This is a genomic window from Blastococcus sp. SYSU DS0669 (assembly GCF_054050895.1).
Genome location: NZ_JBJHAE010000002.1, coordinates 63,363 through 89,919, shown reverse-complemented (window position 1 = coordinate 89,919; position 26,557 = coordinate 63,363). Strand labels below are relative to the sequence as shown.

General features: G+C 74.8%; 22 protein-coding genes. 11 read left to right on the top strand and 11 right to left on the bottom strand.

Annotation, left to right across the window (positions count from 1 at the left end; all coding sequences use genetic code 11):
* Positions 1 to 254: 254 nt before the first annotated feature.
* From ACI792_RS02865 to ACI792_RS02855, 3 genes are all read left to right on the top strand, one after another.
* Positions 255 to 1,919, top strand: a complete 1,665-nt coding sequence (locus ACI792_RS02865; RefSeq protein ID WP_456601238.1) for a hypothetical protein — start codon at positions 255 to 257, stop codon at positions 1,917 to 1,919.
* 108 nt (positions 1,920 to 2,027) lie between these two features.
* Positions 2,028 to 3,797: a bifunctional metallophosphatase/5'-nucleotidase gene (locus tag ACI792_RS02860; RefSeq protein ID WP_456601237.1), complete on the top strand. Its 1,770-nt coding sequence runs from the start codon at positions 2,028 to 2,030 to the stop codon at positions 3,795 to 3,797.
* Positions 3,798 to 3,930: 133 nt separating this feature from the next.
* Positions 3,931 to 4,914 (top strand): sigma-70 family RNA polymerase sigma factor, encoded by a 984-nt coding sequence (locus ACI792_RS02855; RefSeq protein WP_456601236.1) that lies wholly within the window; start codon positions 3,931 to 3,933, stop codon positions 4,912 to 4,914.
* 178 nt (positions 4,915 to 5,092) lie between these two features.
* Here the strand turns inward: ACI792_RS02855 and ACI792_RS02850 are convergent, their stop codons facing one another.
* The 3 genes from ACI792_RS02850 to ACI792_RS02840 all read right to left on the bottom strand — a co-directional run bounded on the left by ACI792_RS02850 (position 5,093) and on the right by ACI792_RS02840 (position 9,855).
* Positions 5,093 to 6,463, bottom strand: coding sequence for an FAD-dependent oxidoreductase (locus tag ACI792_RS02850; protein ID WP_456601235.1), 1,371 nt, complete (start codon positions 6,461 to 6,463; stop codon positions 5,093 to 5,095).
* Positions 6,464 to 6,583: 120 nt separating this feature from the next.
* Entirely contained in the window at positions 6,584 to 8,233 is a 1,650-nt protein-coding gene (locus tag ACI792_RS02845; RefSeq protein ID WP_456601234.1) for a LuxR C-terminal-related transcriptional regulator, read from the bottom strand.
* A 74-nt stretch (positions 8,234 to 8,307) separates the two neighbouring features.
* Positions 8,308 to 9,855: an MFS transporter gene (locus tag ACI792_RS02840; RefSeq protein ID WP_456601233.1), complete on the bottom strand. Its 1,548-nt coding sequence runs from the start codon at positions 9,853 to 9,855 to the stop codon at positions 8,308 to 8,310.
* Between the two features lie 132 nt (positions 9,856 to 9,987).
* Between ACI792_RS02840 and ACI792_RS02835 the strand changes: the two genes are divergently transcribed.
* Both ACI792_RS02835 and helR read left to right on the top strand, forming a co-directional pair.
* Positions 9,988 to 12,030: a cation:proton antiporter domain-containing protein gene (locus ACI792_RS02835; protein ID WP_456601232.1), complete on the top strand. Its 2,043-nt coding sequence runs from the start codon at positions 9,988 to 9,990 to the stop codon at positions 12,028 to 12,030.
* 140 nt (positions 12,031 to 12,170) lie between these two features.
* The gene (gene helR / locus ACI792_RS02830) at positions 12,171 to 14,315 is read left to right on the top strand and encodes an RNA polymerase recycling motor ATPase HelR (protein WP_456601231.1); all 2,145 of its coding nucleotides are present in this window, start codon (positions 12,171 to 12,173) and stop codon (positions 14,313 to 14,315) included.
* A 6-nt stretch (positions 14,316 to 14,321) separates the two neighbouring features.
* Here the strand turns inward: helR and ACI792_RS02825 are convergent, their stop codons facing one another.
* Together ACI792_RS02825 and ACI792_RS02820 are read right to left on the bottom strand one after the other, a co-directional pair.
* Positions 14,322 to 15,191 (bottom strand): DUF4349 domain-containing protein, encoded by an 870-nt coding sequence (locus ACI792_RS02825; protein ID WP_456601230.1) that lies wholly within the window; start codon positions 15,189 to 15,191, stop codon positions 14,322 to 14,324.
* 41 nt (positions 15,192 to 15,232) lie between these two features.
* Positions 15,233 to 15,550 (bottom strand): GNAT family N-acetyltransferase, encoded by a 318-nt coding sequence (locus ACI792_RS02820; RefSeq protein WP_456601229.1) that lies wholly within the window; start codon positions 15,548 to 15,550, stop codon positions 15,233 to 15,235.
* A gap of 173 nt (positions 15,551 to 15,723) precedes the next feature.
* Here ACI792_RS02820 and ACI792_RS02815 point away from each other — a divergent pair, with 173 nt between their 5' ends.
* Entirely contained in the window at positions 15,724 to 16,095 is a 372-nt protein-coding gene (locus ACI792_RS02815; protein ID WP_456601549.1) for a CBS domain-containing protein, read from the top strand.
* Between the two features lie 22 nt (positions 16,096 to 16,117).
* Here ACI792_RS02815 and ACI792_RS02810 read toward each other — a convergent pair whose 3' ends face one another.
* Both ACI792_RS02810 and ACI792_RS02805 read right to left on the bottom strand, forming a co-directional pair.
* Positions 16,118 to 16,585, bottom strand: a complete 468-nt coding sequence (locus ACI792_RS02810; RefSeq protein ID WP_456601228.1) for a hypothetical protein — start codon at positions 16,583 to 16,585, stop codon at positions 16,118 to 16,120.
* Positions 16,582 to 17,436: a hypothetical protein gene (locus tag ACI792_RS02805; RefSeq protein ID WP_456601227.1), complete on the bottom strand. Its 855-nt coding sequence runs from the start codon at positions 17,434 to 17,436 to the stop codon at positions 16,582 to 16,584. Before ACI792_RS02805 ends, ACI792_RS02810 begins: the two co-directional genes overlap by 4 nt.
* 87 nt (positions 17,437 to 17,523) lie before the next feature.
* On the opposite strand from ACI792_RS02805, the gene ACI792_RS02800 reads away from it, so the two are divergent.
* Positions 17,524 to 19,242 carry an FAD-dependent oxidoreductase gene (locus tag ACI792_RS02800; protein ID WP_456601226.1) on the top strand — a complete coding sequence of 573 codons (1,719 nt, stop codon included), beginning with the start codon at positions 17,524 to 17,526 and terminating at the stop codon, positions 19,240 to 19,242.
* A gap of 5 nt (positions 19,243 to 19,247) precedes the next feature.
* Positions 19,248 to 19,844, top strand: a complete 597-nt coding sequence (locus ACI792_RS02795) for an SRPBCC family protein (protein WP_456601225.1) — start codon at positions 19,248 to 19,250, stop codon at positions 19,842 to 19,844.
* Positions 19,845 to 19,921: 77 nt separating this feature from the next.
* On the opposite strand, the gene ACI792_RS02790 is transcribed toward ACI792_RS02795, so the two are convergent.
* A complete protein-coding gene (locus ACI792_RS02790; RefSeq protein ID WP_456601224.1) occupies positions 19,922 to 20,854 on the bottom strand; it encodes a hypothetical protein in 933 nt (310 codons plus the stop codon).
* Positions 20,855 to 21,187: 333 nt separating this feature from the next.
* On the opposite strand from ACI792_RS02790, the gene ACI792_RS02785 reads away from it, so the two are divergent.
* Complete coding sequence (locus ACI792_RS02785) at positions 21,188 to 21,580, top strand: DUF2200 domain-containing protein (RefSeq protein WP_456601223.1); 393 nt, start codon at positions 21,188 to 21,190, stop codon at positions 21,578 to 21,580.
* Here ACI792_RS02785 and ACI792_RS02780 read toward each other — a convergent pair.
* On the bottom strand, positions 21,570 to 22,577 hold the full coding sequence (locus ACI792_RS02780) for an SDR family oxidoreductase (protein WP_456601222.1): 1,008 nt from the start codon (positions 22,575 to 22,577) through the stop codon (positions 21,570 to 21,572). The genes ACI792_RS02785 and ACI792_RS02780 overlap by 11 nt on opposite strands.
* A gap of 261 nt (positions 22,578 to 22,838) precedes the next feature.
* On the opposite strand from ACI792_RS02780, the gene ACI792_RS02775 reads away from it, so the two are divergent.
* On the top strand, positions 22,839 to 23,357 hold the full coding sequence (locus tag ACI792_RS02775; RefSeq protein WP_456601221.1) for a hemerythrin domain-containing protein: 519 nt from the start codon (positions 22,839 to 22,841) through the stop codon (positions 23,355 to 23,357).
* Positions 23,358 to 23,529: 172 nt separating this feature from the next.
* Here the strand turns inward: ACI792_RS02775 and ACI792_RS02770 are convergent, their stop codons facing one another.
* Together ACI792_RS02770 and ACI792_RS02765 are read right to left on the bottom strand one after the other, a co-directional pair.
* Complete coding sequence (locus tag ACI792_RS02770) at positions 23,530 to 24,246, bottom strand: spermidine synthase (RefSeq protein ID WP_456601220.1); 717 nt, start codon at positions 24,244 to 24,246, stop codon at positions 23,530 to 23,532.
* Entirely contained in the window at positions 24,243 to 24,650 is a 408-nt protein-coding gene (locus tag ACI792_RS02765; protein ID WP_456601219.1) for a MerR family transcriptional regulator, read from the bottom strand. The genes ACI792_RS02770 and ACI792_RS02765 overlap by 4 nt, the downstream gene beginning before the upstream one ends.
* 177 nt (positions 24,651 to 24,827) lie before the next feature.
* Between ACI792_RS02765 and pgi the strand changes: the two genes are divergently transcribed.
* A complete protein-coding gene (gene pgi / locus ACI792_RS02760) occupies positions 24,828 to 26,459 on the top strand; it encodes a glucose-6-phosphate isomerase (protein WP_456601218.1) in 1,632 nt (543 codons plus the stop codon).
* Positions 26,460 to 26,557 lie beyond the last annotated feature (98 nt).

The following is a 26,557-nucleotide window of genomic DNA, read 5'->3' as shown; positions in this document are numbered from 1 at the left end:
GTTCGGCGCCGCCCGCGCAGGCAGCCGGGCAGCCGGCGCCCGCCGCCGCCGGGCCCGTCCCGTCGGGCGGCCGGTCCGTGGCCGGGTCGTCCCGGACGGAGTGCCGTGGTCACCCCGGCGCGGAACGCTCCTCGGCCCGCCGCCAGCGTGTCCGGCGACCCGGCCGCGGCGCGACCCCGTCTAGGGTCGGTGCCGTCACGCCGACGTCGACGTGCCCGTCCGGTCGTCGGCGCCCCGACCGACGGAGGCCCCACGTGCGCTCTCGCACAATCCCGCTCGCGCTCAGCGCCGCCCTGCTCGCCGGCTGCACGTCGTCCGGCGACGAGGAGCAGCCGGAAGAGGCCCCGGTCGCCGAGGCGGTCACGGCGGCACCCGGCGAGTTCCTGACGGTGGTCGCGGACGAGGACCCGGTGGCGACGGCGGTGAGCACCAGCCGCGCCTTGTACGGCTCCTCCGACGTCACCGTTCTCGCGGACGAGGACGACCGCGCCGGTCTGCTGCTGGGGGCGTCGGCCGCGGTCGCGATGGGCGTCCCGCTGCTGGTCACCGGTGGTGCGGAGACCCCGGAGCCGGTGATCGGCGAGCTGGAGCGGCTGGGCACGGGCACGGTGCTCGCCGTCGGCGACGCCACGCTGTCCGGCTCGGGCGTGGACGTGGTGGCGGTGGCGGCCGACGCCGAGGCGGTGGCGGCGGCGACCGGCGTCGACCTCGCGGACGGCGAGCCGGTCCCGGCCGACGGCGACGCCCCGGCCGTGGCCGCGCTCGACCCCGAGCAGCCCACCGCGCTGCAGCCGGAGAGCGGCGGAGGCGCTGCGAGCGAGCCCGCGGAGGAGACAGCGGAGGACGGGTCGCCCGGGGAGCTCCCCGCGACCAGTCGCCCCGAGCCGCTCGAGGACACCGTGGTGCTGGCCTCCGGCGAGCCCGGGTCGCTGGCCGCCATCGCGACGGCCCGCGCGGCCGGCGCACGGGTGCTGCTGACCGGAGGGACCACCGACCCGCGGGCGTCCGCCGACGTGGTCAGCGCGCTCGGCGAGGCGGACCCCGGCTCGGTCGTGGCGATCGGCCCGGGCTTCGCCGCCGAGGAGGGCCTGGACTGGAAGGTGGAGACCGCCGCCACCGGGGTGGAGCTGCCCGGCGGTGGGCAGACGCTCTTCCCGGGGAAGCTGCTCGTCGCCCTCTACGGCCACCCCGGCACCGCCGCGCTCGGCCTCATGGGGGAGCAGCCGGTCGACGCGGCCGTCGAGCGGGCGCGGGCCCACGCGGCGCCCTACGAGCCGCTGGTCGAGGAGACGGTGGTGCCGGCCTTCGAGATCATCTCGACCATCGCCTCCGCGTCGGCGGGGGCGGACGGCGACTACTCCGCCGAGGCCGACATCGAGCTGCTGCGGCCGTGGGTCGAGGCGGCGGGCGAGGCCGGCATGTACGTCGTCCTGGACCTGCAGCCCGGGCGCACCGACTTCGTCACCCAGGCGGAGCTGTACCGGCCGCTGCTCGAGATGCCGCACGTCGGCCTGGCTCTCGACCCCGAGTGGCGGCTGGGCCCGAACGAGGTCCACCTGCGCCAGATCGGCTCGGTGGACGTCGAGGAGGTCAACCGCGTGGTGACCTGGCTCGCCGACCTGACCCGCGAGAACCAGTTGCCGCAGAAGCTGCTGGTGCTCCACCAGTTCCGGCTGGACATGATCCCGGGCCGCGAGCGGGTGGACCTCAGCCGCGACGAGCTCGCCGTGATGGTGCACGCCGACGGTCAGGGCGGGCAGGGCGCCAAGCAGAGCACGTGGGCGGCGCTGCGGCGGGACGCGCCCGAGGGCCTGTGGTGGGGTTGGAAGAACTTCTACGACGAGGACATCCCGATGCTCACGCCGGAGGAGACGATCAGCCAGGTCGAGCCCGACCCCCAGTTGATCAGCTACCAGTAGCGCGGCGGTCACCGGCCGGCCGCCGGGCTGTCGGTCCCCGTCCCTACTCTCCATCGCGGATCCCCTGCACACCGTCACGGGGACCGTTCGATCGAGAGGAACCACCGGATGAGACGGCGGACCACGCTCTCCGTGGCGGCCACGGCCGCGGTGCTGACCATGGCGCCCCTGAGCCCGGCCGCGGCCGCGCCGCCCGCGGCGGACGACCTGACGCTGACCATGCTCGCCACCACCGACCTGCACGGCCGCGTGCAGAACTGGGACTACTTCGCCGACCGGACCTACTCGGAGAAGGCCGGTTTCGAGACCGGGCTGGCGAAGGTGGCCACGGTCGTGGACTCGGTCCGCGCGGAGCGGGGTGAGGAGAGCGTCCTCGTCGTGGACAACGGCGACTTCCTGCAGGGCACGCCGCTGAGCTACTACTACGCCAAGCAGGAGCCGGTCACCGAGACCCGCGTCGAGCACCCGATGGCGGCCGCGTTCGACGCCATCGGCTACGACGCGCAGGTCGTCGGCAACCACGAGTTCAACTACGGCCTGGACCTGCTCCGGGCCTACGAGAAGGACGTCGACCACCCGGTGCTCGGGGCCAACGTGCTCCGTGACGGCACCCCGCGTCCCTACCTGAAGCCGTACACCATCGAGACGATGCGGGTACCCGGCCACGAGCCGGTCCGGGTCGGCATCATCGGCCTGACCACCCCTGGCTCGGCCATCTGGGACAAGGGGAACGTCGAGGGCCGTGTGACGTTCCAGGACATGGTCGAGGCGGCGGAGAAGTGGGTGCCGGTCGTCGACCGCAAGGCCGACGTCGTCGTCGTCCTCTCCCACGCGGGCGTCGGCGGGACGTCGTCCTACGGCCCCGAGATGCCGACCGAGAACCCGTCGGACGTCATCGCCCGCACCGTGCCGGGGATCGACGCGATGGTGGTCGGCCACACCCACCGGAACGCCCTCTCCCAGGTCGTCGTGAACGAGGTCACCGGCGAGGAGGTGCTGCTCACCCAGCCCTACCGCTGGGGCGCCACCGTTTCCCAGGTGGACATCGAGCTCGAGCAGGTGCGTGGCGGGAAGTGGGAGGTCGTCGGCACCTCCGCGCAGGCGCTGAGCACCGCGGGGGTCGAGGAGTCGCCCGAGGTGCTGGCCGCCACGGCGGAGGCGCACGGGAAGACCGTGGCGTACGTCAACCAGGTGGTGGCGACCTCGGCGGAGGAGCTCTCCGCGCGCACCAGCCGGTACGAGGACACCGCGATCCTGGACTTCATCCAGGACGTGCAGGCCGACACCGTGGCCGCCGCCCTGGAGGGCACGGACCGGGCCGACCTGCCGGTGCTGTCGATCGCGGCGCCGTTCAGCCGGGACGCCGTCTTCCCGGCCGGTGACGTCACCATCCGCGACATCGCCGGCCTCTACATCTACGACAACACCCTGGAGGCCGTGGAGCTCACCGGGGCGCAGCTGAAGGAGTACCTGGAGTTCTCCGCCCGGTACTTCCAGCCGGTGCCGGCCACCGGGGACGTCGACCCGGAGACCATCACGAACGCCGGCGGTCAGCCCGACTACAACTACGACATCCTGTCGGGCGTTGAGTACGGCATCGACGTGTCGCAGCCGGCGGGCTCGCGGATCGTCGACCTCACGTACGAGGGGCAGCCGGTCGCGGACGACGCCCGGTTCGTCGTGGCGGTGAACAACTACCGTCGCAGCGGCGGCGGCGGCTTCCCGCACATCGCCACCGCTCCGGTGGTCTACAACGAGCAGCTGGAGATCCGGCAGCTGCTCATCGAGCGGGCGCAGGCGGTCGGCGTGATCGACCCGGCGGAGTTCTTCGTCGAGAACTGGCAGCTCGTGCGCGACGGCGAGCCGCTGCTGCCGTGACGCGCTGACACCGACCCGCCCCACCGGGTGGGAAGGACCGGGGCCCCCGGAGCCACGGCGCTCCGGGGGCTCCCGTCCTGTCGGTGGCCTGTGGTGTGCTGACCGGCACATCGATCCCGAGGGGTGGACTCCTGTGACCAGTGCCGTCATCGGTCCCGCGGAACAGCTCGACCCGCGGCTGCTCGAGCACCGCCGCGAGCTCACCGGGTACTGCTACCGCATGCTCGGCTCGGTCTTCGACGCCGAGGACGCGGTGCAGGAGACCCTGGTCCGGGCCTGGCGCGGCCTCTCCGACTTCGAGGGCCGGTCGGCGCTCCGGTCGTGGCTCTACCGCATCGCCACCAACGTCTGCCTCGACCAGCTCGCCGGCCGGCAGCGCCGCGCGCTGCCCATGGACCTCGCCGGCTCCCCGTACCCGCCGGTCCCCGCGTCGCTGAGCGGGCGCCGGCCGGCGACGGCCTGGATCGAGCCGGTGCTCGACCGCCAGGTCCTCCCCGAGGACGGCGACCCGGCCGACCAAGCGGTGGCCAAGGAGTCGGTGCGCCTGGCGTTCGTCGCCGCGCTGCAGCACCTGCCGCCCAAGCAGCGCGCCGTGCTGATCCTGCGCGAGGTGCTGCGCTGGAAGGCCGACGAGGTCGCCGAGCTGCTCGACACCACCGTCGCCTCGGTCAACAGCGCCCTGCAGCGGGCCCGGGCGACGCTCGCCGACGTGGGCGGCCGCCCGGCGCCGCGCACCCTGGACGACGACGCACGCGCGTTGCTGGCCCGCTACCTGGACGCCTTCGAGCGCTACGACATCGATGCCTTCGTGCAGCTGCTGCACGAGGACGCGACCCAGCACATGCCGCCGTTCGAGATGTGGCTGCGGGGCCGGGAGGACATCGGCGCCTGGATGGTGACGGAGCCGGCCAGCGCGTGCCGGGGGTCCCGGCTGATCCAGACCTCGGCCAACGGGACCCCGGCCTTCGCCCAGTACCGGCCGGCGGAGGGCGGTGGTCACGTGCCCTGGGGCCTGCACGTGCTGGAGATCGAGGACGGCCGCATCGCCCACATCTCCAGCTTCCTGAACCTCGACTGCGAGCTGTTCGCCGCTCTGGGGCTCCCCACGACGCTGTGAGCCCACGGCTCCGCAGCGGACGGGGGCTGACCCGGCCCGCGCCGCGTTGACCGGGTCGGCGGGGGAGTCCTGCGTCGGTACGGCCCGGCTGGAACACCAGCGGCATCCGCTGTGGCGCCGGGCCGCGGACGCCGCAGGTGGCTGGGCCGTGCGGAAGGCGGCGCGCCCGCTTCAGTAGTCAGCGCGTTCCCGCGGGAACGCCGGTGGTCACCTCGCGCCCGGTCCGGCGGCGGGACCCGAGCAGCACCCGCGCGACCAGGTGCGGGCGCATCAGCTCCTGCGGACGGGCGAGCATCCCGATGACCCGGATGAAGGCCGCGGCCACGACGGGATCGCGGTGCGCCGCCGGCACGAGGCGCTGCAAGTAGGCGGTGGTGAGCCGCCACGACGCCGGCCGCGGGCCGTCCACCTCCGGGTGCGCGAGGTCGGAACCCGTGGCGAGGTCCCACGCGTCCTGCACGGCCGGGCGCGCCGCCGAGAGCGTCCGGAGGCCGACGCCGTCCAGGCCGCGCGCGTCGAGGGCACGGCCGAGCTGGACGGCCTCGATGATCGCCACGGTCATGCCCTGCCCGAAGCGGGGATCGAAGGAGCAGACCGCGTCACCCGCGACGAGGAAGCCCTCGGGGAGCCCCCGGAGGCGGTCGTACCGGTGCCGCGAGAACGAGGGGAAGGCGACCCGGGCGGCGTCCCCGACCGGCTCGGCGCCTTCGACGATGCGTGCGAGGTCCCGGTTCCAGAGGCCGGCGGCGTAGTCGGTGAAGCCGGGCAGGTCGGCCGGCGGGCGCTCGCCGAGCATGCCGATGAGGGTGACGATCCACTTCCCGCCCTCGACGGCCAGCGCGGCCCCGCCCCGGCGCCCGTCGGGCGGCACGTCCACGAGCACGTTGCGGTCCCCGTCCAGCACCGCCGGATCGCGGCGGAACACCCGGGTGGTGTAGTGCACGTCGACCTTGAGGCGTTCTTCCGCCGGTGGCGGGTAGCCGAGCTCGGCCAGCCAGCGGGGCGAGGCGGAGCCGCGGCCGGTCGTGTCCACCACCAGGTCGGCGTCCAAGGTCCGCTCCTCCGCGGGATCGGCCTGGGACCGCAGCCGCACACCCGTGACGCGGGTCCGCTCCGCGTCCGCCGCCAGGCCGCGGGCGGCCCATCCGTCGAGCACCTCCACGCCGGCCAGCGCGCGGACCCGGTCGCGGACGACGCCCTCGATCAGCGGCCGGGTCGCCCCGGTGATGCGGAAGTCCGTGCCGGTCAGGTCCAGCCGGCCGCCGCCCATGTGGAAGCGCCACTCCGGCGCCTCGATGACGTGCGCACCGGCGGCGGTCAGGTCGTCCACGATCCCCGGCAGCAGCTCCTCCAGCCGGCTCAGGCCGCCCGGCACCAGCAGGTGGATGTGCTGGCCCTGCGGCACCCCCCGGCGGTCCTCCCGGCCGTCGGGCAGCCGGTCCCGTTCGACCAGCGTGACGCGCCGGAAACGCCGGGCCAGCGGTACGGCGTGCACGAGCCCGGCCATTCCGGCACCCAGCACGATGGCGTGTTCTCCGAGGTGGGGCACGGCTTCCTCCTGGCGGCAGCGGCTGCGGGTCTCCCACGCTAGGAACGGTGGGACCCCACCGGCATCGGCCAGACGGTGCACATCAGCGGGAGCTGACATGCACCGTCCTGTCCAGGACGGCTACACCAGGTGGTGCTCGTAGGCGTACGCCGTCGCGGCCGACCGGTTGGGCAGCGCGAGCTTCGTGAAGATGTTGTGCAGGTGCCGCGCCACGGTCTTGTCGCTGATCACCAGCTGCGCGGCGATCTCGCGGTTGGTGCGGCCGGCCGCCACGAGGCGGACGACGTCGAGCTCGCGGGGCGTCAGCCCGCTCGCGGGCGGAGGGGCGGAGAGGCGCTCCAGCTCCGGCGTCGCGCCGATCGACTCGAAGACGCTCCTCGCCGTGGTCACCTCCATCGCGGCCGTGTCCTCGTCACCCAGTCCGCGCAGCGCACGGGCGACCAGGACGCGGGTCCGCGCGGCCTCGTAGGGGGCCGCCAGCGCCGACCAGCGCGCCAGCGCGTCCGACAGATGCTCCAGCGCCGGTGCGTACCTGCCCTCGGCCAACGACACCCTGCCCCGGGCGCACGCGGCCGTGGCCCGCATGGCGCTGGTGCCGACGACGTCGGCGATACCGTCCAGCTGGTCGCAGGCGCCCCCGGCCGCCCCGACGTCCCCCGCAGTCAGCAGGATCTCCACGGCGGCGGCCAGCAGCTCCGCCCGCGGGCGAGGAGCGCGCACCTCGCCGACCACCCCGGGCCCGCCGAGGGCGGGCCGGTCGACGGCGCAGCGGACGGCGGCCACCGCGGCCTGCGTCCGGCCCTGGGCCAGCCGCAGCAGCGCGAGCCCGGGCTGCGGGTCGTGGCCGAGGGAGACCGCCTGCTGGAAGGCGGCCTCGGCAGCGGCGGGCTCGCCGCGCACGCGGTGCAGCTCGGCCAGCCGGTAGTACGCGGCTCCGGCCGCGAGGTCGGGTGGGTCCGACAGCCAGCGGCAGGCGCGCTGGGCCTCCGCGACCGCCTCCGCCCAGTCGCCGCGCCACTGGGCCAGCTCGGCGCGGTGCACCAGGCACTGCCCCCGGAACGGGACGAGGCCGGGCTGCGCCTCGCACCACCCGGTCAGCGCCGCCGTCCACTCCTGGGCCCGGCGCAGGTCGAGGACCTCTTGGCAGGCGAGGACCACGGCGCAGTAGACGATCCCGGAAGCGATCGGCGAGACCCGGCCGGCCTGGACGGCGATCATCGCCTCGTCGAGCTCCGCCAGCCCGCGGGCCGTCGCGCCGCTCCGCAGCAGCGCCTGGCCCTGCCCGAGGCAGCCGAGCGTCGCCAGGTCGACGTCCCTGAAGTGCCGGCCGGTCCTGGCCGCCTCCTCGAAGGCACGGCGCGCGGCCGCCGGATCACCGCGGTCCATCTCGCGCAGCCCGACCGGGAGCAGCAGGTACCCCCGTTCGGCGCACGCTCGCGGCGCCGTCTCCTCCACCACGCGCTGTGCACGGGCGATCCAGCCACCGCCCCGCTCCTCGGCGCCTCGCGCCATGACCAGCACCAGGCCGAGCCAGAAGGCGCACCGGACGGCGGCCAGGGCGTCGCCGCGGTCGGCGAACGCCTCGTACGCACGCTCCCACGCGCGCTCGGCGACCTCGTCCCGGCGGGTGAGGTGGGCGCTGAGCCCCAGCCGCAGCAGGTCCTCCGCATCCCGCAGCCCGCCCTGGTCGTCGGCGGCGGCCAGGTGCTCGTACGCCTGCTCCCACGCGCGGCGGTCGACCGCGGCGCGACCCACCTGGAGAGGGTCCATGGGTCCTGGCTACACCTCGGCCGGTGCTGCGGACAGGGTCTGCCGCGCGCGGGCAGACGTCGGGCCGCTGGGCGTCAGGACGAGGCGGAGCGGGGCTCGGGGGCCGGCGCCTCGTCCCGAGGGTGCACGGCCGGGCCGGCCACCGGGCAGTGCAGGCACTCCTCGATCCGCATGCGCTCGGCGCCGGACGGCCGCGCCGGGGTCTCCGTTCCGGCGTCGCCGAGCGGGCGGCGCACGTACGCGGCGGCGACCAGCGCGCCGGCCAGCAGCAGCCCGGCGAGGATGAACACCGCGGTCCGGAAGCCGTCGGCGAAGATCTCCGGGTCGGAGTAGTCGGCGCCGCCGAGCCCGGCCGCGACCGGGACGACCGCGACCGCGAGCAGCCCTGCCGCCCGGGCGACGGCGTTGTTGACGCCCGAGGCGACGCCGGCGTAGCGGTCGGCGGCGGAGTCGAGCACGGTCGCCGTCAACGGGGCGACCAGCAGCGTGAGCCCGGCGCCGAAGAGCACCGCGGCGGGCAGCACGTCGACGAGGTAGGAGGCGTCCGGGCCGATGCGGAGCATGAGCAGGACGCCGGCCGCCGACACCAGCGGCCCGCCGGTGAGCAGGGCGCGGGGCCCGATCCGCTGGGCGAGCGCCCCGACGCGGGCGGAGAACAGCAGCATGAGGACGGTGACGGGCAGCAGCGCGGTGCCCGCCAGCAGCGGGCTGAACCCGGACACCACCTGCAGGTGCAGCACCAGCAGCACGAACAACGCGCCCAGCGCGGCGTAGACGAACAGGGTCACGGCGTTGGTGGCGGAGAACTGGCGGTCGGCGAAGAGCGTCGGCGGGACGAGGGGATGCCGCGACCGCAGCTCGACGGCGACGAACACCGCCAGGGCGACCAGCCCCGCGGCGCCCCACAGCCAGGGGCCCGGGCCGGCACCCGCCTCGCCGGCGGCGGTGAGCGCGTAGGTCAGCGCGCCGAGCCCGGCGACGACGAGCACGGTCCCGGTCCAGTCCAGCCGCGGCGCGGCCGCCGGGTCGCGCGACTCAGGCACGTGCCGCACGGCGACGAGGACGACCAGCGCCGCCAGCGGCAGGTTGATCAGGAAGACCGCCCGCCAGCTCCACTCCACCAGCCAACCGCCGACGAACGGCCCGATCGCGGCGGCGACCCCGGACAGCCCGGACCAGGCCCCGACCGCGGCCGCCCGGTCGGGGCCGGAGAAGGACGCCGAGATGATCGCCAGGCTGCCCGGGGTGAGAAGGGCCCCGCCGATGCCCTGCAGGGCGCGCGCGGCCACGAGGGTCTCGATGTCCGGCGCCAGCCCGCACAGCAGCGAGGCGGCGGCGAACCAGCAGACGCCGACGACGAAGATCCGCCGCCGCCCGTAGCGGTCGCTCAGCGAGCCGCCGAGCAGGATGAGCGCGGCCAGCGTCAGCGTGTAGGCGTTGACCGTCCACTGCAGGCCGGCGAAGTCCGCGTTCAGGTCGGAGCCGATCCGCTCCAGAGCCACGTTGACGACGGTGGCGTCCAGCATCGCCACGCCCGAGCCCAGCACGGTCGCGAGGAGGACCCAGCGTCCCCGGGCAGTGCCCATGCGGAGGCCCGTGCCGGCCGGGGATGGCGCAGTCATGGGTCGTCCTCCTCCACCGCCTGCTGGCAGCATCGTCGTCCTGCAACACCCGCGGCGCCCAGTGATTCCCCTCGACCCCGCCGCGCCGGTACGGCCTTGGGGACTGCGGCCGGCGGCGCGCATCATGTCGGCATGTCGCCCCAGGCAGACCTCGTCATCGCCGCCGGCGAGGTGCCCGGCTACCTGGCGCCCACCGCCGCGCTCGTCGTCGCGGCAGCGGTCATCGGCTACCTCACCGCCCGGGCCCGGGTGGTGCCGATCGTCGGGTTCCTGGTGGCGGGCGTCCTCATCGGCCCGGCCCAGTTCGGTGTCGTCGACAGCAGCGAGGCCGTGGAGGCCGCGGCGGACATCGGCGTGATCCTGCTGCTGTTCACCATCGGCATCGAGTTCTCGCTGGAGCGCCTGGCCCGCGTCTGGACGTGGATCGCCGTCGCCGGCGGGCTGCAGCTGGCGCTCGCCACCGGCGCCGGGCTGGGGGTGACCCTCGCCCTCGGCGGCGACTGGCGCGACGGGCTGTTCACCGGTTTCCTGCTCGCCCTGTCGTCGACGGCGATCGTGCTCAAGCTGCTGGGGGAGCGGCGGGAGAGCTCCACCGTCCGTGGCCGGCTGGCGCTTGCCGTGCTGATCGCCCAGGACCTCGCGGTAGTGGCGATGGTGCTGGTCGTGCCGCTGCTCGGCCCGACCGCCGAGGGCGGCGGCTCGGCCGGGGGCGCGCTGCTGTGGGCCGTCCTCACTGCGGTGGGCGTCATCGTCGCCGTCCTGGTGCTGGCCCGCCGGGTCATGCCCGCCCTGCTGGACGTGGTCGCCCGAACCTGCTCGCCCGAGGTGTTCCTGCTCGCGATCGTCGCGGTCTGCTTCGGCACCGCCTACCTGACCGCCCTCGCCGGGGTGAGCGTGTCGCTCGGGGCCTTCCTGGCCGGCCTGGTGGTGAGCGAGAGCCGGGCCAGCACCCAGGCGCTCGCCGAGGTGCTCCCGCTGCAGATCGTGTTCAGCGCGGTCTTCTTCGTCTCCGTCGGCATGCTCCTCGACGTCGGCTTCATGCTCGCCAACCTTCCGCTCGTGCTGGGCGCCGCCGCCGGTGCCCTGGTGCTCAAGACGCTCACCACCGCCGTCGCCGCCACCGCCGTCGGCATCCGCTGGCGCACCGCCGCCGCGACCGGGCTGCTCCTGGCCCAGGTCGGCGAGTTCTCCTTCGTGCTGCTCACCGTGGGCACCGCGGCCGGGCTGGCGCCGCTCGGGCTCGCGGACGACGGCGCGCAGGTCGTCGTCGCCGCCACGGTGCTGCTCATGCTGGGCACCCCGCAGCTGGCCGCGGCGGCCGCGCGGCTCGACCGCGCACCCGTCGCGACCGCGGGAGGGCCCGGGGCGACCGACGAGGACGGCGCGCACCGGGACCACGTGGCGATCATCGGGTGGGGGCCCACCGCGCTGGGCCTGGCGGCCACCCTGCGCGACCGCGGGGTGGCCGTGGTGATGACGACGCTCAACCCCGACGGGGCGGCGCAGGCCGAGGCGGACGGGCACGCGGTGGTGCGCGGGGATCCGACGAAGGCGGAGATCCTGCGGCTGGCCGGGGTGCCCGCCGCCCGCCTCGCCGTCGTCGCCGAGGACGACCCGGAGCAGGCCGTGCGGGTGGTCACGGCGGCGCGGGCGGTCACGACCGCCCCCATCGTCGCGCGCCCGCTGGGTGCCGTCGACGTCGTCGAGCTGGCGGAGGCCGGCGCCGACCACGTCCTCGACCGGGACCGGATCTCCGGCCACGCGCTGGAGCGCGCCGTCCTCTCCGAGCTCGGGCACCAGGTGGCGCACCCGGACGCGCGGCGGACCGCCGTCGACACCACGCGGGTGGTCCGCTACGCCTGGCCGCAGGGCAGCGGCTGCGACCACGGGGACACCTCCCGGCCCGTGGTGCCGTGGGCGCACGGGTGCGTGGGCTGCCTGCGGGAGGGCACCGAGTGGGTGCACCTGCGCGTCTGCCTGGGGTGCGGGTACGTGGGCTGCTGCGACTCCTCGCCGCGCCGGCACGCGCGCGCCCACGCCGCCGCGGACGACCACCCGCTCGTCGCCTCGGCCGAACCGGGGGAGAGCTGGGCCTACTGCTTCGTCGACGACGTGACCGTGCCGGCGCCCGGTGGTGCCGCGCCGGAGGCGGAGGCCCCGGCCGCGCAGCAGTGACGTCGTGTTCTCGTCCCACTCGAACGTATAGCGCACCCCAGGGCTTGCGGCAAGACCCCGGTCGGGCCGCACACTCGCCCGCCGGGGACGGCTGACCGCGCGCGGACGGGCGCGGCGGCGTCCCCGGATCGGAGCCGTTCGTGACCGTGTCCACCCGTGCCTTCGACCTCCCCGGCCACCTCGCCGCCAAGGCCGACCCCGCGCTGATCGCCGCCGACGAGCGGCACTTCGCCCTGATCGCCGCGAGCCTCGCGCGGTCGATCGCCGAGCTCACCGAGCGGCTGGCCTTCGAGCGGGCGGCGCCCGGCGGCGCCGGTCAGGCGGCGCTGGACCGCGACCTGGAGGTGCACCGGCTCGCCACCCGCCTGCGCACCCTGCGCCGGTTCGGCCTGGACCTCTGCCTCGGGCGGGTGGTGCCCGCGGACGGCGGGGAGCCGGTCTACGTCGGGCGGTTGGGCCTCACCGACGGCGTCGGCCGCCGGCTGCTCGTCGACTGGCGTTCGCCGGCGGCCGAGCCGTTCTTCGCCGCCACCCACGCCGACCCGATGGGGCTGGCCAGCCGCCGCCGCTACCGCTGGACCCGCGGCCGGATCACCGACTACTGGGACGAGGTCTTCGCACCGGACGGGCTCGAGGGCCACGCCGCCCTCGACGACCAGTCCGCCTTCCTCGCCAGCCTCGGCGGGAACCGGTCGGCCCGGATGCGTGACGTGCTCGGCACCATCCAGGCCGACCAGGACGCGATCATCCGCGCCGGCTCCCGCGGCGCGCTGGTCGTCGACGGCGGGCCGGGCACCGGGAAGACCGTCGTCGCCCTGCACCGCGCGGCCTACCTGCTCTACTCCGATCCGCGTCTCGGGCACCGCGGCGGTGGCGTGCTGTTCGTCGGCCCGCACCAGCCGTACCTGGCCTACGTCGCCGACGTCCTTCCCGGCCTGGGGGAGGAGGGGGTGCGCACCTGCACGCTGCGCGACCTGGTGCCCGAGGGGGCCGGCGCCGCGCCCGAGGCCGACCCCGAGGTGGCCCGGCTCAAGGCATCGGCGCGGATGGGCGCGGTGATCGAGGCGGCCGTCCGCTTCTACGAGGATCCGCCGGCCCGGGCGACGACGGTGACGACGCCGTGGGACGACCTCCGGCTGACCGCCGCGGACTGGGCGGAGGCGTTCGGGGCGGTCGAGCCGGGCACGCCGCACAACGAGGCACGCGAGCAGGTGCGGGGCGCGCTGCTGGAGATCCTGGTGGATGCGCACGACGCCGACCTCGACCCCGACCAGGTGCGCGCCGCGCTGGAGCAGGACCGCGAGCTGCGGGCGACCTTCGACCGGGCGTGGCCGATGCTGGACGCCGGCGAGGTCGTGGGTGACCTGTGGTCGGTGCCCGCCTACCTGCGCCGGTGCGCGCCCGAGCTGAGCACCGAGGAGATGCGCCTTCTGCAGCGGACCGAGCCGCAGGCGTGGACGGTCGCCGACCTGCCGCTGCTGGACGCGGCGCGGATGCGGCTGGGTGACGCGGGGGCCGTGCGGCGCCGGCAGCGGGAGGCGGCCGTCGCGGCGCGGGAGCGCGAGCGCATGTCGGCGGTCATCGACGAGCTCATCGCGGCCGACGACTCCGATCTCCTGCTGATGACCAGCCTGCGGCACGGCGACCTGCGCGATGCCCTGGTCGACCAGGACGAGCTCCCCGCGGTGGACGCCGATCCGCTGGCCGGCACGTTCGCGCACGTCGTCGTCGACGAGGCCCAGGAGCTGACCGACGCGGAGTGGCAGATGCTGGTGCGGCGCTGCCCGTCGCGGAGCTTCACCGTGGTGGGGGACCGGGCGCAGGCCCGGCACGGGTTCCCCGAGCCGTGGGAGGAGCGGCTGCGCCGGGTCGGGCTCGCCGAGGTGCGCCGGATGTCGCTGACGGTGAACTACCGGACACCGGTGGAGGTCATGGCGGAGGCGGAGCCGGTGATCCGGGCGGTGCTGCCGGACGCCAACGTGCCGACGTCGGTCCGCAGCACCGGGGTGCCGGTCGCGCACGGATCGGTCGCGGAGCTGGGGTCGGTGCTGGACGGGTGGCTGGCCGCCCACGCCGAGGGGGTCGCCTGCGTGATCGGGGCTCCGGCGCTTCCGGAGCGTCCCCGGGTGCGGTCGCTGACGCCGTCGCTGGCGAAGGGGCTGGAGTTCGACCTCGTCGTCCTCGTGGACCCGGATGACTTCGGGACGGGAGTCGGGGGAGCGGTGGACCGCTACGTGGCGATGACCCGGGCGACGCAGCAGCTCGTCGTGCTCACGAGCCGGTGAGGTGGCTCACCCCTCGGTCGCCGCTGCCGGAGGCGGGGGTGCCGCCCGCCGGCGCGACCGGCGCAGCGGCACCAGGACGGCGGCGGCGACCAGGGCGACGACCACCAGCCAGGGCAGGACGACGCCGATCGCGACGACGGCCGCTCCGGTGACCGCCACGAGCGACCGCCACCCGGTGGCCAGCCCGTCGAGGAAGCCGTCCGGCCCGCCGGCGGGCGCGACGCCGAAGGGCTCCAGGTGCACGCGCAGGGTCGACAGCTCGACCTGGTCGGCCAGCGCTGCCCGCCGGGACTGCAGCGACTCCAGCTCCTGCTGCCGTTGGGAGAGCGCCTGCTCCGCCTCCAGCAGCGCCTCGGTGGTGGCGGCGTCGTCCATCAGGGCGAGCAGCCGCGCCACGGAGGACTGCAGCGCCGTGATCCGGGCGTCCAGGTCCATCGCCGCGGCGGTGACGTCGGAGCGGGACACCGAGACGCTGCCGACGTCGCCGAGCTCCTCCAGGTCGGCCAGGACGCCGGTCAGCGCCGCGGCCGGCACGCGCACCACGAGTGCGGCGACCGTGCCCTCGACCCCCTCCTGGACGGAGGTGGCATGCACGGCGCGCTCGTCGACGCGCCCGCCGGCGGACTCCACCAGCTCGCTCACCCGCTGCGCAGCCTCCGCCGGGTCGTCGACGGCGAGCGAGGCGTCCGCGGTGGTGACCACCTCCCGGTCGGGAGCGGCCTCGTCGCTGCCCGGGACGGCCGTCACGGGGGCGACCGCGCCCCCGGCGCCGTCCGCGCTGTCCGATTCCCCGCCGGAGGGACCGGTGCAGCCGACGAGCAGCACCAGGATCAGCGCGGCGGAGGCGAGGAGGCGCGTGGCAGGAACGGTGTCCATGCCCGGTGGACGGGGTGGCGGCGAGGATCGGTTCCCGCCGGTCAGCGGGGGGCGAACTGCGCCCGGCGCTCCGCGGGCACGAGGTCGGCGTAGTCGGGGTGGCGGTGGATCCAGCCGCGGATGAACGGGCAGAACGGGAGGACCGACGCGCCGTCGGCCCGCACGGCGTCGAGCGCTCCCCGGGCGAGCGCCGATCCCACACCGCGGCCCTCGAACGCCGGGTCGACGACGGTGTGGGTGAAGGCGACGGAAGACCCCCGTCGCCGGTACTCGGCGAACCCGGCCACCGTGCCGTCGACCAGCGCCTCGAAGCGGCCGGCCCCCCGGTTGTCCACGACGACGGGTGCACTGGTGGTCACGCCTCTCCCTCCGCCCGGGGCCGGGCACGACGAGCGGCTCCCGCCGGCCGGTCATCAACGGCACAATGCCGACGTCCCCACCTCTCCTGGAAGGGGCCGCCATGTCGGAGCAGCCTGCCGCCGCACGTCCACCGGAGGTCGCACCCCCCGGACGGCTCACCGTGGGCCAGGTGATGCGCCCCCCGGTCACGACCGTGGAGAGCGCCGCCCACCTCGCCGGCGCCGCCTATCTGATGAAACGGGCGCGGGACAGCGCCCTCGTGGTGCTCAGCGACCCCGAGAGCCGCCATCCTGTGGCGCTGCTCTGCGACGCCGACATCGCGCAGGCGGTCGCCGACGGCCGGAACCCGGAGGAGACCCGGATCACCGACCTGCACCGTCCCGTGCCCGCCACCGTCGGCCCGGACGTGACCGTGGTGGACGCCGCGGAGCTGATGCTGTCCGGCGGGCTGCAGCACCTGCCCGTGGTGGAGGAGGGGCGGCTGGTCGGGCTGGTCGACCTCACCCTCGTGTGCCGCGCCCTGCTCGGGCGGCCGGCGGCGTAGCCCGGGGGCGGTCACCGGCCGGTCACCGCCGGCCGTTCTCGACGAGCGCGAGCAGCACGCCGGCGGTCAGCCCGAAGGTGGCGTGCCCGACGACCCCGCGCGCGTGGCTCACCGGCGGGTAGGCCGTGAGCGTGGGCAGCGACGTCCCCTCGTCGACCAGCAGGAACGCCCCCGCACCGACGGCGAGCCCGGCGGCGAGCGGGCTCACCCCCCGCCGGACCAGGGCCGCGGCGGTGATCCCGTAGACCACCCCGAACGTCCGGTGCACGGCCACCCCGATGCGGCCCGCCGCCTCGTCGTCGAGGTCGCGGCCCGCGGCCGCGCCCAGCCGCTTGCCCAGTTGCACCAGCGCCCCGCCCGGGGCGATCTCCTCCTCCCGGGCCCGGGAGGCGTCGTCCTGCCGGCGGTGGAACCACGCCGTCGCGGCGTCCATGGTGCGGCTCGCGGCATAGCCCGCCAGCGCACCGCGCCACAGGTGGGCCCGGCTCACGCCGACCCCGCCGCGACCGGGTACGCCGCATGCAGGCGGCGCAGCGCGTACCCCGCGCTGAGCAGGGTGGAGACCATGAGGGCGACGAACACCCACGTCGCGGGGGAACCCCACCGCACGGCGTCGGGGTAGCGGGCCAGGACGACCAGCTCGAGCGCGCCGAACACCGCGTACGCCACCGCGGCCAGCCGGAGGCGGTCGAGGTCGCGGTCGCGCAGCGCCAGTGCGATGCCGACGCCGAACGCGAGGAGCCACGACCCGACCGCCCGGGCCGTCAGCGGGGTGAGCGCCCACGGCCAGAGCGCGGACCCCGTGCCCGGCGCGGCGAACAGGGCCGCGCCGACGACCAGGAACACCACGCCCTGCACCGCGAGCACCGCGGCCAGACCCGAGGGCAACGCCAGCCGGAGCGGCGGATCGGGGTACGGGAGCCGCTGTTGCCCGACGAGCATCGCGAGCATCCCCAACGGCACCACCAGGTAGACGGCGAGCCAGAACCAGGCGGCCGCGTTCGCCACCAGGCCCGGTGCCCCGAAGTGGAAGCGGTCCAGGTGCAGCAGGGTGGCCGCCAGGGTGAGGACGGTGAAGACCAGCACCGTGGCGAACGGGATGCGGACGTGCGCCCATACCGGGGTGCGCAGCGACAGCACGACGAGCACGCACCCGGCGGCGTACGCGGCGCCGAGGAACGCTGCGGTCGCCGGTGGGTCGATCGTCCAGGCGAAGTAGTCGGTGGTGCGCGACGAGCCGAGGAACAGCGCGACGAACGCCAGCAGGGTGAGAACGGTGAAGGCTTGCAGCATCAGGCGGGTGCCGGGGAGCACGGCGCGGGAGCCGAGCGGATCGGTCATGACCAGGCCTCGGTGCGGTGGAGTACCGGACGGGCGTCGAGCCCTACGTCCCTTGACCCCCGTGCGGTGACGCCCTAGGCATGCTATGTGGCTGCCGACGAGCCCGACAGCGGTTTCGCCCCGCGAGCGGCACTGGTCCTGGTCAGCCGGGACCCGCCGGTGCGCGACCAGGTCGGGACGGAGCTGGACAGACGCTACGGGGCCGATTACGCCGTGGCGGTCTGCGACGCGGAGGACCACGTCGGGCCCCGGGTCGCGCAGTTGCAGGAGGAGGGCATCCCGGTTGCGGCGGTTCTGGCGGGCCTGGGCCCGGCCGACCCCGACGGCCTCGACGTCCTGGCGCGGGCGGGTGGCCTGGCGCCGGGTGCGGTGCGTGCCTGCATCGTGCGGTGGGGCGATCTGGCGACGGCAGCGCCGATCTTCGAGGCGATCACGCTGGGCCGGCTGGACGGGTGGCTCTACCGCCCGGAGCGCCCCGGCGACGAGGACTTCCACCTCTCGGTGACCGAGCTGCTCGCCGAGTGGGACAGCCGGCAGGGCACCGGCTACGAGGCGGTGCAGGTGATCGGCGAGCGGTGGTCGGCCCGCTCGCAGGAGCTCCGCGACATGTTCACCCGCAACCGGGTGCCGGTCGGCTTCTACGACGCCGCCGCGCCGGACGGGCAGGAACTGCTGGCGGGTCTGGGGCTGGAGGAGCCCGCGCTGCCGGTCGTCGTCCTCCGGTTCCGGCCGGAGCTGCCGGCGCTGACCGACCCCAGCGCTATGGACATCGCCGCCGCGTTCGGGGTCCTGGAGGCGGTGGACGAGAGCACGCTCGCCGACGTCGTGGTGGTCGGTGCCGGGCCCGCGGGGCTCAGTGCCGCCGTGTACGCCGCCTCCGAGGGCCTGCGCACGGTGGTCGTGGAGCCGCTGGCGATGGGCGGGCAGGCGGGCACCAGCTCGCTGATCCGCAACTACCTCGGCTTCCCGCGGGGGATCAGCGGCAACCGGCTGGCGGCCAGCGCGTACCAGCAGGCGTGGTCGTTCGGCGCCACCTTCGTCTGGTCGCGCAGCGTGGTCGGGCTGTCGAGCACGGACGGGGAGCACCGGGTGCACCTCTCCGACGGCGCGAGGCTGCGGGCACGCACGGTGGTGGTCGCCACCGGCGCGGAGTGGCGGCGCCTGGAGGTGCCGAGCCTCGAGGCGATGCAGGGCCGCGGCCTCTTCTACGGCGCGGCCGTCAGCGAGTCACGGGCCATGGCGGGCAAGCACGTCCTGGTGGTCGGCGGGGGCAACTCCGCGGGGCAGGCGGCGGTGCACCTGGCCCGGTACGCCGCCCGGGTGACGGTCCTGGTCCGCCGCGGGCTCGCCACGACGATGTCGGAGTACCTGGTGCACGAGATCGACGAGGCACCGAACATCGACGTCCGCTCCCGGGTGCAGTTGGTGGACGGGTCCGGGGAGCAGGTGCTGGAGGAGGTCGTCGTCGAGGACCTCGACACGGGCGAGCGGGAGACGCTCCGGACCGACGCGGTCTTCGTGCTCATCGGGTCGAAGCCGGCGTCGGGGTGCCTGGGGCCGGAGGTGGCGAAGGACCGGGCGGGGTTCGTGCTCACCGGGCCGGACCTCGACGGCGCCTCCCCCGCGTGGCCGCTGGAGCGGCCACCGATGCTGCTGGAGACCAGCGTCCCGGGCGTCTTCGCCGCTGGTGACGTGCGGGCGGGCTCGGTCAAGCGGGTGGCCTCCGGGGTGGGGGCGGGGGCGATCGCCGTCGCGCTGGTGCACCAGTACCTCGCCTGGGCCGCCGCGGCCGCCGTCGGCGGGTGACCCCGGTGCCCGAGTTCGTGTTCCGGGACGAGTGGCGGGTCGCCGCGCCGCCTGCCGCGGTGCGGGAGGTCGTGCGCGCCGTCGAGTCGTGGCCGGAGTGGTGGCCGTCGGTGGAGAGTGTCACGCGGGTGCCGTCCGGCGACGGCGAGGTCTGGCGGTTCGTGTTCCGGACCCGGCTGCCGTACCGGATGGAGTTCGAGGCCCGGGTGCTGCGGGACGACCCGCTGCGCGGCGTGCGGACGACGGTCACCGGCCGGGTCGGGGGCGAGGGCCGGTGGGAGGTCGGGGAGGTCGACGGCGGCTCGGTCGTGGCCTTCGACTGGCAGGTGCGCCCGCAGCTGCTCTGGATGCGGGTGCTCTCGCCACTCGGGCGCCCGGTGTTCGTCTGGAACCACCGTGAGCTGATGGAGGAGGGCGGGGAGGCGCTGGCGCAGCGGCTGGGCACCCGGTTGCTGGCGCCCACGGTCTGCGAGCCCGAGGTGGCGCCGGCGGTGGTCGCGGCCGCCCTCTGGCCGGCCGCCCTGATCGGCATGTACCTGCTGGCCCGGCGGCGCGGTCAGGCCACGCCCGAGCCTGTCGGTCCTGGTTGTACATCCACGTAGGGACTCCCGCCTGGTCACATCGGTTCCCGCCTCACGTCGTGCGGTCCGACGCAGCGTGGCAGGGAAGGCCGCGCCGGTCAGCGACCGCGCTGGGGCCCGACGTTCGGGAACTTGTCGTTCGCCTCGCCCTCGGTCAGCCGGCGCGGGTCGTCTCCGTCGCGCTCGACGATCCACGCGGTGTCCGGGGAGGTGCCTTCGAGGGAGAGCGACCAGTACACGACCTGCCGGCCGTCGGGCGTCCACGCCGGGAACCACTCGTCGACGGCAGGGATCCCCGCGAGTCGGCGAACGTCGCGGCCGTCGGCCCGCATGGTGTAGAGGTCGCGGTCGCCTCCGCGGTTGCTGCTGAACACGATCGTCCGCCCGTCCGGCGAGTACTCCGCCCCGTCGTCGTCGACGCCGTCCGGGGTGTCGGTGAGCCGCCGCACATGCGTGCCGTCCGCCCGCATCCGGTACACCTCGGCGTTGAAGAAGCCGGCCCGGGTCGAGCCGAACAGGATGTGCCGGCCGTCCGGTGACCAGGCAGGGCTGTAGTCGCTGACGGTCGGGTCGGTCTCGGTCAACCGGGTCTGCCGCGTGCCGTCGGCGCGCATCCGGTAGATCTCGGTCTCCCCGCCGTCCCGGTCGGAGGCGAACACGATGTGCCGCCCGTCCGGCGACCACGCGGGGGAGAAGTCGCCGGCGGGGGTGCCCGGGGTCGCGCTGTTCCTCGTCAGCTGGCGGACCTTCCGGCCCTCGGCGTCCATGACGAAGACTTCCAGGTCCCCGTCCCGGTCGCTGACGAACGCCAAGCGCCGGCCGTCGGGCGACCAGACCGCGTCGTCGTCGTGGACGTCGTTGTGGGTCAGCTGCACGGTCCGGCCGTCCGGGAGGAGCCGGTAGATCTCGTTGTCGCCGTCGCGGTCGCTGGTGTAGACGACGTCGGGGAAGTCGTCCCCGGCATGGGCCGGTGCGGTCAGGAAGGGGACGGCGACGAAGGCAGCGGCGATGGCTGCGCGGATGCTCGGCATGCTGGGATCCCTCCTGATCTGCCGTGACCTCCCCGCTGGCCCGGCCCGGGAAGGCGGCCCCGCTGATGTCACCGGGGCGAGGCCCGAGGGTGGCCTTGCCGTGGGCTCAGCGGCAGCACTTCGTCGCGCGTCCAGGTCCTTGTCGGCGCTCCGTGGCGGGACGTCGCCATGTGAGCACTGCGGCGTGGTCGCCACACCTCGACGCGGTCTGGCTGTGTTCCCGCTCGCTGGGGCGGCTCTCGTCGTCGCCGGTCGTGCTGCTGGCCAGCTGGGGCGTGGCGGGCTAGCGTCCGGGGCACCAGGCCGCTGCGACTGCAGACCGGGAGCCCCGCCGTGCCCGCACACCGCATCTTCACCACCCCGTTCGCCAGCGTGTACCCGCACTACGTGGCCAAGGTCGAACGCAAGGGGCGTACCCGGGAGGAGGTCGACGAGGCGATCTGCTGGCTCACCGGCTACGACGCCGCGGGCCTCGCCGCAGCGCTGGAGGACGAGGTCGACTTCGCGACCTTCTTCGACCACGCACCGGCGATGACGGCCCACGCGGCGCTCATCACCGGCAGCGTCTGCGGAGTCCGCGTGGAAGACGTCGAGGACCCCCTCATGCGCAAGATCCGCATCCTCGACAAGCTCGTCGACGAGATCGCCAAGGGGCGGCCGATGACCAAGGTGCTGCGGAGTGGCCACGACAGCCGCCCCACGGTGGAGGCCCGCGCTACCGGGTGAGGCCGACCTCCGGGGACGCGCCCACGCTGTGAGCGGTGTCCGGTGAGCTCTCCAGCAGACCGGCGGCCCGCCACGCCGCGACGGTGTCGTGGACGTAGGTGTCGAAGGACCGCGGCTCCCGGCCGAGCAGCTGCCGGGTCGTCCGGAGCCCCCGGCGCGAGGTGGGCATGGAGATGCGGCGCAGCACGCGGAAGGACGCCGTCCAGTCGGCGAGACGCGGCCCGTCGAGGTAGCGGGCGAAGGTCCGCACCATGACCCCGTCGTCGTCCCCGAGGTAGACCACCGGTCGCCCGAGGGCCTCCGCCCACACCGCTGCGGACTCCCTGCCGCCGACGGAGCGCGGTCCGGCGACGTCGTAGGAACCGGGGGCCACGTCGCCGTCGACCAGCGCCCGGGCGGCGGCCTCACCGACGTCACGCAGATCGACCCGGTTGACGCCCTTGTCGCTGAGCGGCGTCACGAACCGGCCGGCGCGGATCTCCTCGGCGAACACCTCGTCGTTCTGCATGAAGTTGGACGGGGCCAGCATGATCGGGCGCAGCGGCGAGCGGGCGACGTCGCGGGCGAGGGCGATCTTCCCGCGGTAGTGCGGCAGGATCCGACCGAAGACGACGCGCAGCAGAGCCTCCTGCCAGCGCCTGCGGGCGTGGACGTGGACGCCGACGAAGACGATCCGGACGCGCTCGGCCTGGCACGCGGCCACGAAGCCGGCGGCGAGGGCACGCTCGTCGGTCTCGTGCGGCGAGACGTAGAGCGCCGCCCCGGCACCGCGCAGCGCCGCCCGCAGGGACGCGGGGTCGCGGAGGTCGCCGCGGACGCGTTCGACGCCGGCGGGCACGTCGGCGCCCTCGGGATCGCGGAGGAGAGCACGGACCGTGGCGCCGCGCGCGAGCAGGGCGGCGACGACCTGACGGCCGACCTGGCCGGTCGCGCCGACGACGAGGACGGGCGTGCCGGCCGGGAGCGGGCCGGTCAGGGGGGTACGGGACGGTGCCACGGCGGATGCCTCTCGGGTGCAGGGCCGGGTCCGTCCCGGCTGTGTGGACGAGCGTCGGTGGTGCCCCTTGTGGCGGACTTGTCCCTGGCTTGCCCCGGGTGCCGTGACGCGAGCCGACGAGGGCCCGGCCGCCCGATGCGCCGCGGTGCAGCGATGGAGTGCCGAGGGCTCCAGAGGTCGAAGTCCGCGTCCTGCGGTGTCGGCGCGGGCGTACACCCTGTGAACGGCGTGGCTGCCGTCGATGGGGGTAGAAGGCCCGGCATGTCCGACTTCGAGATCACCGCCCTGGTCCTGGCCGAGCACGAGGTCTTCCGGCGGGAGTTCACCGCGCTCGACGACCTGCCCGCCGACGAGCTCGCCGCCGCCTGGGAGGCGTTGCACGCCAAGCTCGAGGTGCACGCGGTGGCCGAGGAGAGGCTCTTCTACCCGCTGCTCGCCCAGGAGGCGGACGACGAGCAGGGGACGGCGGAGGGCGTGCACGACCACAACGAGATCCGGCACGCCGCGGCCGCCGTCGGGGAGCACGTGGTCGGCAGCGAGGGGTGGTGGGCGGCGGTACGGAACGCGCGACAGGTCAACGCCGACCACATGGCCGAGGAGGAGACGGAGTACTTCCCTCCCTTCCGAGAAGCCGTCGACGACGAGCAGCGGGAAGCCCTCGGCATGCAGTGGCTGGCGTTCCACGACGAGCACGAGCAGGCCGAGGGGTTGTCCGGCGAGGACGCGGAGGTGGCCGAGGTGATCGACACCGAGGTGCCCGAAGGGGACCCGTCGCTCTAGGCTGCCCCGCCCCCCGGACGCGGTCCTGGTACGTCGACGCGGCGAGCAGTTCGGCCTCGGACGCGAGAAGCTCCCGACGATCGACACGTGGTGCATCACAGCGGCGGCGGGGACCAGCGGTGGCGCGCCACTCATCCACCCTGCCCTCGCGTGAGGATGGAGCTTCCGGGCGTCAGGAGGCCGTCGTCGCGAGGTAGACGGAGTTCGTCGCCCTGCGGTCCTGCAGGGGGTTGGGGAAGCTGACGACCTCGGCGGAGACGTCCACGAAGACCCGCCGGAGCACGGCCAGGTAGTCGTCGTCGGGCGGGTCGTTCGACCAGAGCGCGAAGACGCCGCCCGGCCGGATGCGCGCGGCCAGGCGGCGGCTCCCGTCCACGTCGTAGAAGCCGGCGTCGCCCTGGGCCAGCCGGTGCCGGGGAGAGTGGTCGATGTCGACGACCACGGCGTCGAACACCCGGTCCGGCGCGTCCGGGTCGAATCCGGTGCCGTCGGTCATCGCGAAGAAGTCGCCGTGCACGAACCGGCAGCGATCGTCGCCGGTGAGCTCCGGGCCCACCGGCACCAGCCCGCGCTCGTGCCAGCGGATCACCGGCTCGAGCGCGTCGACCACCAGCAGCTCTCTCACGCGCTCGTCGGCGAGCACGGCCCGGGCCGTGAAGCCGAGCCCCAGACCTCCCACGACGACGTCGAGGTCGGAGCCGGGCAGGCGGGCGAGGGCCAGCCGCGCGAGCTCGATCTCGGCCACGGTGAAGAGCGAGGACATGAGGAACTCGTCGTCGAGCTTCACCTCGTAGATGTCGACGTCGCTGCCGGGTGCCCGGCGGCGGCGGAGGCTCACCTCACCGATGGGGCTGGGGCTCCAGTCCAGCTCTTCGAACCGCAGGCTCATGGCGGCCCGGTCCGGGAGCGGAGTTGCTGGGCCAGCTCACCGGCGAAGCTCTCCGCCACCTCGAGCTGCTTCCGCAGCGTCGTCACCCGCGCGGTGGCGGCCTCGTGGAAGCTCCGCAACCGGTCGAGCAGCTCGGGGCGGCCGGCGCCGTCGTCCTCGAGGTCGTGCAGCAGCTCGAGCAGTTCCTGCATCTCCTCCAGCGTGAAGCCCAGCGGCTTCATCCGCTTGACCAGGTCGAGCCGGGCGACGTCGGCCGCGCTGTAGAGCCGGAACCCGCCGTCGGAGCGCGCGGTGGGGACGACCAGACCGTTCTCCTCGTAGAAGCGGATCGTCCGCAGGCTCAGGCCGGTGCGCTCGGCGACCTGCCCGATCTGCATCAGGTCGCCTCGAGGAGTTGCTGTCACGTCCCCTTCATAGAGCATGCAACCGGTGCCGGCCCCGCCGGAGGGAGTGCGCGACGCCGATCCGGTGAGGCGGCGGCAGCAGTCGCGCGGTGAGCCGGCCGTGCGGTGGCGTCACCCGACGCGACGGCGGGCACCACGACCGCACCACCCACGTCGTCCTGAGGAGCAGGAGCCAGCATGGACATCACCGCGACAGCCGAGTGGCGTGCGCTCACCGAGCACCACCGGGAGCTCGCCGCCACCCACCTCCGCGACCTCTTCGCCGACGATCCCGGCCGCGGCCGGCGGCTGACCGGCCGCGTCGGCGACCTGCACGTCGACTGGTCCAAGCACCGCGTCACCGACGAGACGCTGCGGCTGCTGATCGCTCTCGGCGAGCGCGCCGGGCTGCCCGAGCGGATCGCGGCCATGTTCCGTGGCGAGCACGTCAACACCACCGAGGACCGCGCCGTGCTGCACGTCGCGCTCCGCATGCCGGCGGACGAGGACCTGGTGGTCGACGGCCAGCACGTCGTGCGGGACGTGCACGAGGTGCTGGCCCGGATGCGCGGGTTCGCCGAGCGCGTGCGCTCGGGGGAGTGGCGCGGGCACACCGGGCGGCCGATCCGGGCGGTGGTCAACATCGGGATCGGCGGCTCCGACCTCGGCCCGGCGATGGCGTACACCGCGCTGCGGGCCTACGCCGACCGGGATCTTGCCGTCCGCTTCGTCTCCAACATCGACCCCACCGACTTCGCCGAGGCCACTCGGGACCTGGACCCCGCGGAGACCCTGGTCGTCGTCAGCTCCAAGACCTTCACGACGCTGGAGACGCTGACCAACGCCACGGTCGCCCGTGACTGGCTGCTCCGCGGGCTGGGCGCAGACGACGCCGCGGTCGCCAAGCACTTCGTGGCCGTGTCGACGAACACCGAGGCCGTGCGGGAGTTCGGCATCGACCCGGCGAACATGTTCGAGTTCTGGGACTGGGTCGGCGGGCGGTACTCCTTCACCTCCGCCATCGGCCTGTCCCTGATGGTGGCGATCGGCCCGCAGGCGTACGACGAGATGCTCGCCGGCTTCCACGCCGTCGACGAGCACTTCCGCACCGCTCCGCTGGAGGCCAACGTCCCGGTGCTGCTGGGCCTGCTCAACGTCTGGTACCGCGACTTCTTCGACGCCCAGAGCCACGCCGTCCTGCCCTACAGCCAGTACCTGTCCCGGCTGCCGGCCTACCTGCAGCAGCTGACGATGGAGAGCAACGGCAAGTCCGTGCGCGCGGACGGGCAGCCGGTCGACACCGCGACCGGTGAGGTCTACTGGGGCGAGCCGGGGACGAACGGCCAGCACGCCTTCCACCAGCTGCTGCACCAGGGGACGACGCTGGTCCCCGCCGACTTCATCGGCTTCGGCGAGCCGAGCCACGACATCGGCGAGATGCACGACCTGCTGATGGCGAACATGTTCGCCCAGTCGGCGGCGCTCGCCTTCGGCCGCACCGCCGAGGAGGTGGCCGCCGACGGCACCCCGTCGGCGCTGGTGCCCCACAAGGTGATGCCCGGCAACCGGCCGAGCACGGTGATCCTCGCCCCGCGGCTGACTCCCTCAGCGCTGGGGCAGCTGGTGGCCCTGTACGAGCACGTCGTCTTCACCCAGGGCGTGGTCTGGCAGATCGACTCCTTCGACCAGTGGGGGGTCGAGCTGGGCAAGGTGATGGCCCGCGAGTTGGCACCCGCGCTGACCAGCCGGGAGCCGGTCGCGGTGGAGCAGGACGCGTCCACGGCTGCGCTGGTGGCGGAGTACCGGCGGATGCGGGGCCGGCCGGCCTGACTCCCTAGTTCGGTGGTGACCCGGGGCGGCCGCGCGCGCAGCAGCGACCGCCCCGGGGCGGGCGATCCTCCGGGTCCCGACCACGGGTGACCGGGCCG

Coding starts and splice junctions, on each gene's coding strand:
- ACI792_RS02860 (WP_456601237.1), top strand. CDS start 2,028: ATGAGACGGCGGACCACGCTCTCCGTGGCGGCCACGGCCGCGGTGCTG.
- ACI792_RS02845 (WP_456601234.1), bottom strand. CDS start 8,233: ATGGACCCTCTCCAGGTGGGTCGCGCCGCGGTCGACCGCCGCGCGTGG.
- ACI792_RS02840 (WP_456601233.1), bottom strand. CDS start 9,855: ATGACTGCGCCATCCCCGGCCGGCACGGGCCTCCGCATGGGCACTGCC.
- ACI792_RS02835 (WP_456601232.1), top strand. CDS start 9,988: ATGTCGCCCCAGGCAGACCTCGTCATCGCCGCCGGCGAGGTGCCCGGC.
- ACI792_RS02825 (WP_456601230.1), bottom strand. CDS start 15,191: ATGGACACCGTTCCTGCCACGCGCCTCCTCGCCTCCGCCGCGCTGATC.
- ACI792_RS02815 (WP_456601549.1), top strand. CDS start 15,724: ATGCGCCCCCCGGTCACGACCGTGGAGAGCGCCGCCCACCTCGCCGGC.
- ACI792_RS02805 (WP_456601227.1), bottom strand. CDS start 17,436: ATGACCGATCCGCTCGGCTCCCGCGCCGTGCTCCCCGGCACCCGCCTG.
- ACI792_RS02790 (WP_456601224.1), bottom strand. CDS start 20,854: ATGCCGAGCATCCGCGCAGCCATCGCCGCTGCCTTCGTCGCCGTCCCC.
- ACI792_RS02775 (WP_456601221.1), top strand. CDS start 22,839: ATGTCCGACTTCGAGATCACCGCCCTGGTCCTGGCCGAGCACGAGGTC.
- ACI792_RS02770 (WP_456601220.1), bottom strand. CDS start 24,246: ATGAGCCTGCGGTTCGAAGAGCTGGACTGGAGCCCCAGCCCCATCGGT.
- pgi (WP_456601218.1), top strand. CDS start 24,828: ATGGACATCACCGCGACAGCCGAGTGGCGTGCGCTCACCGAGCACCAC.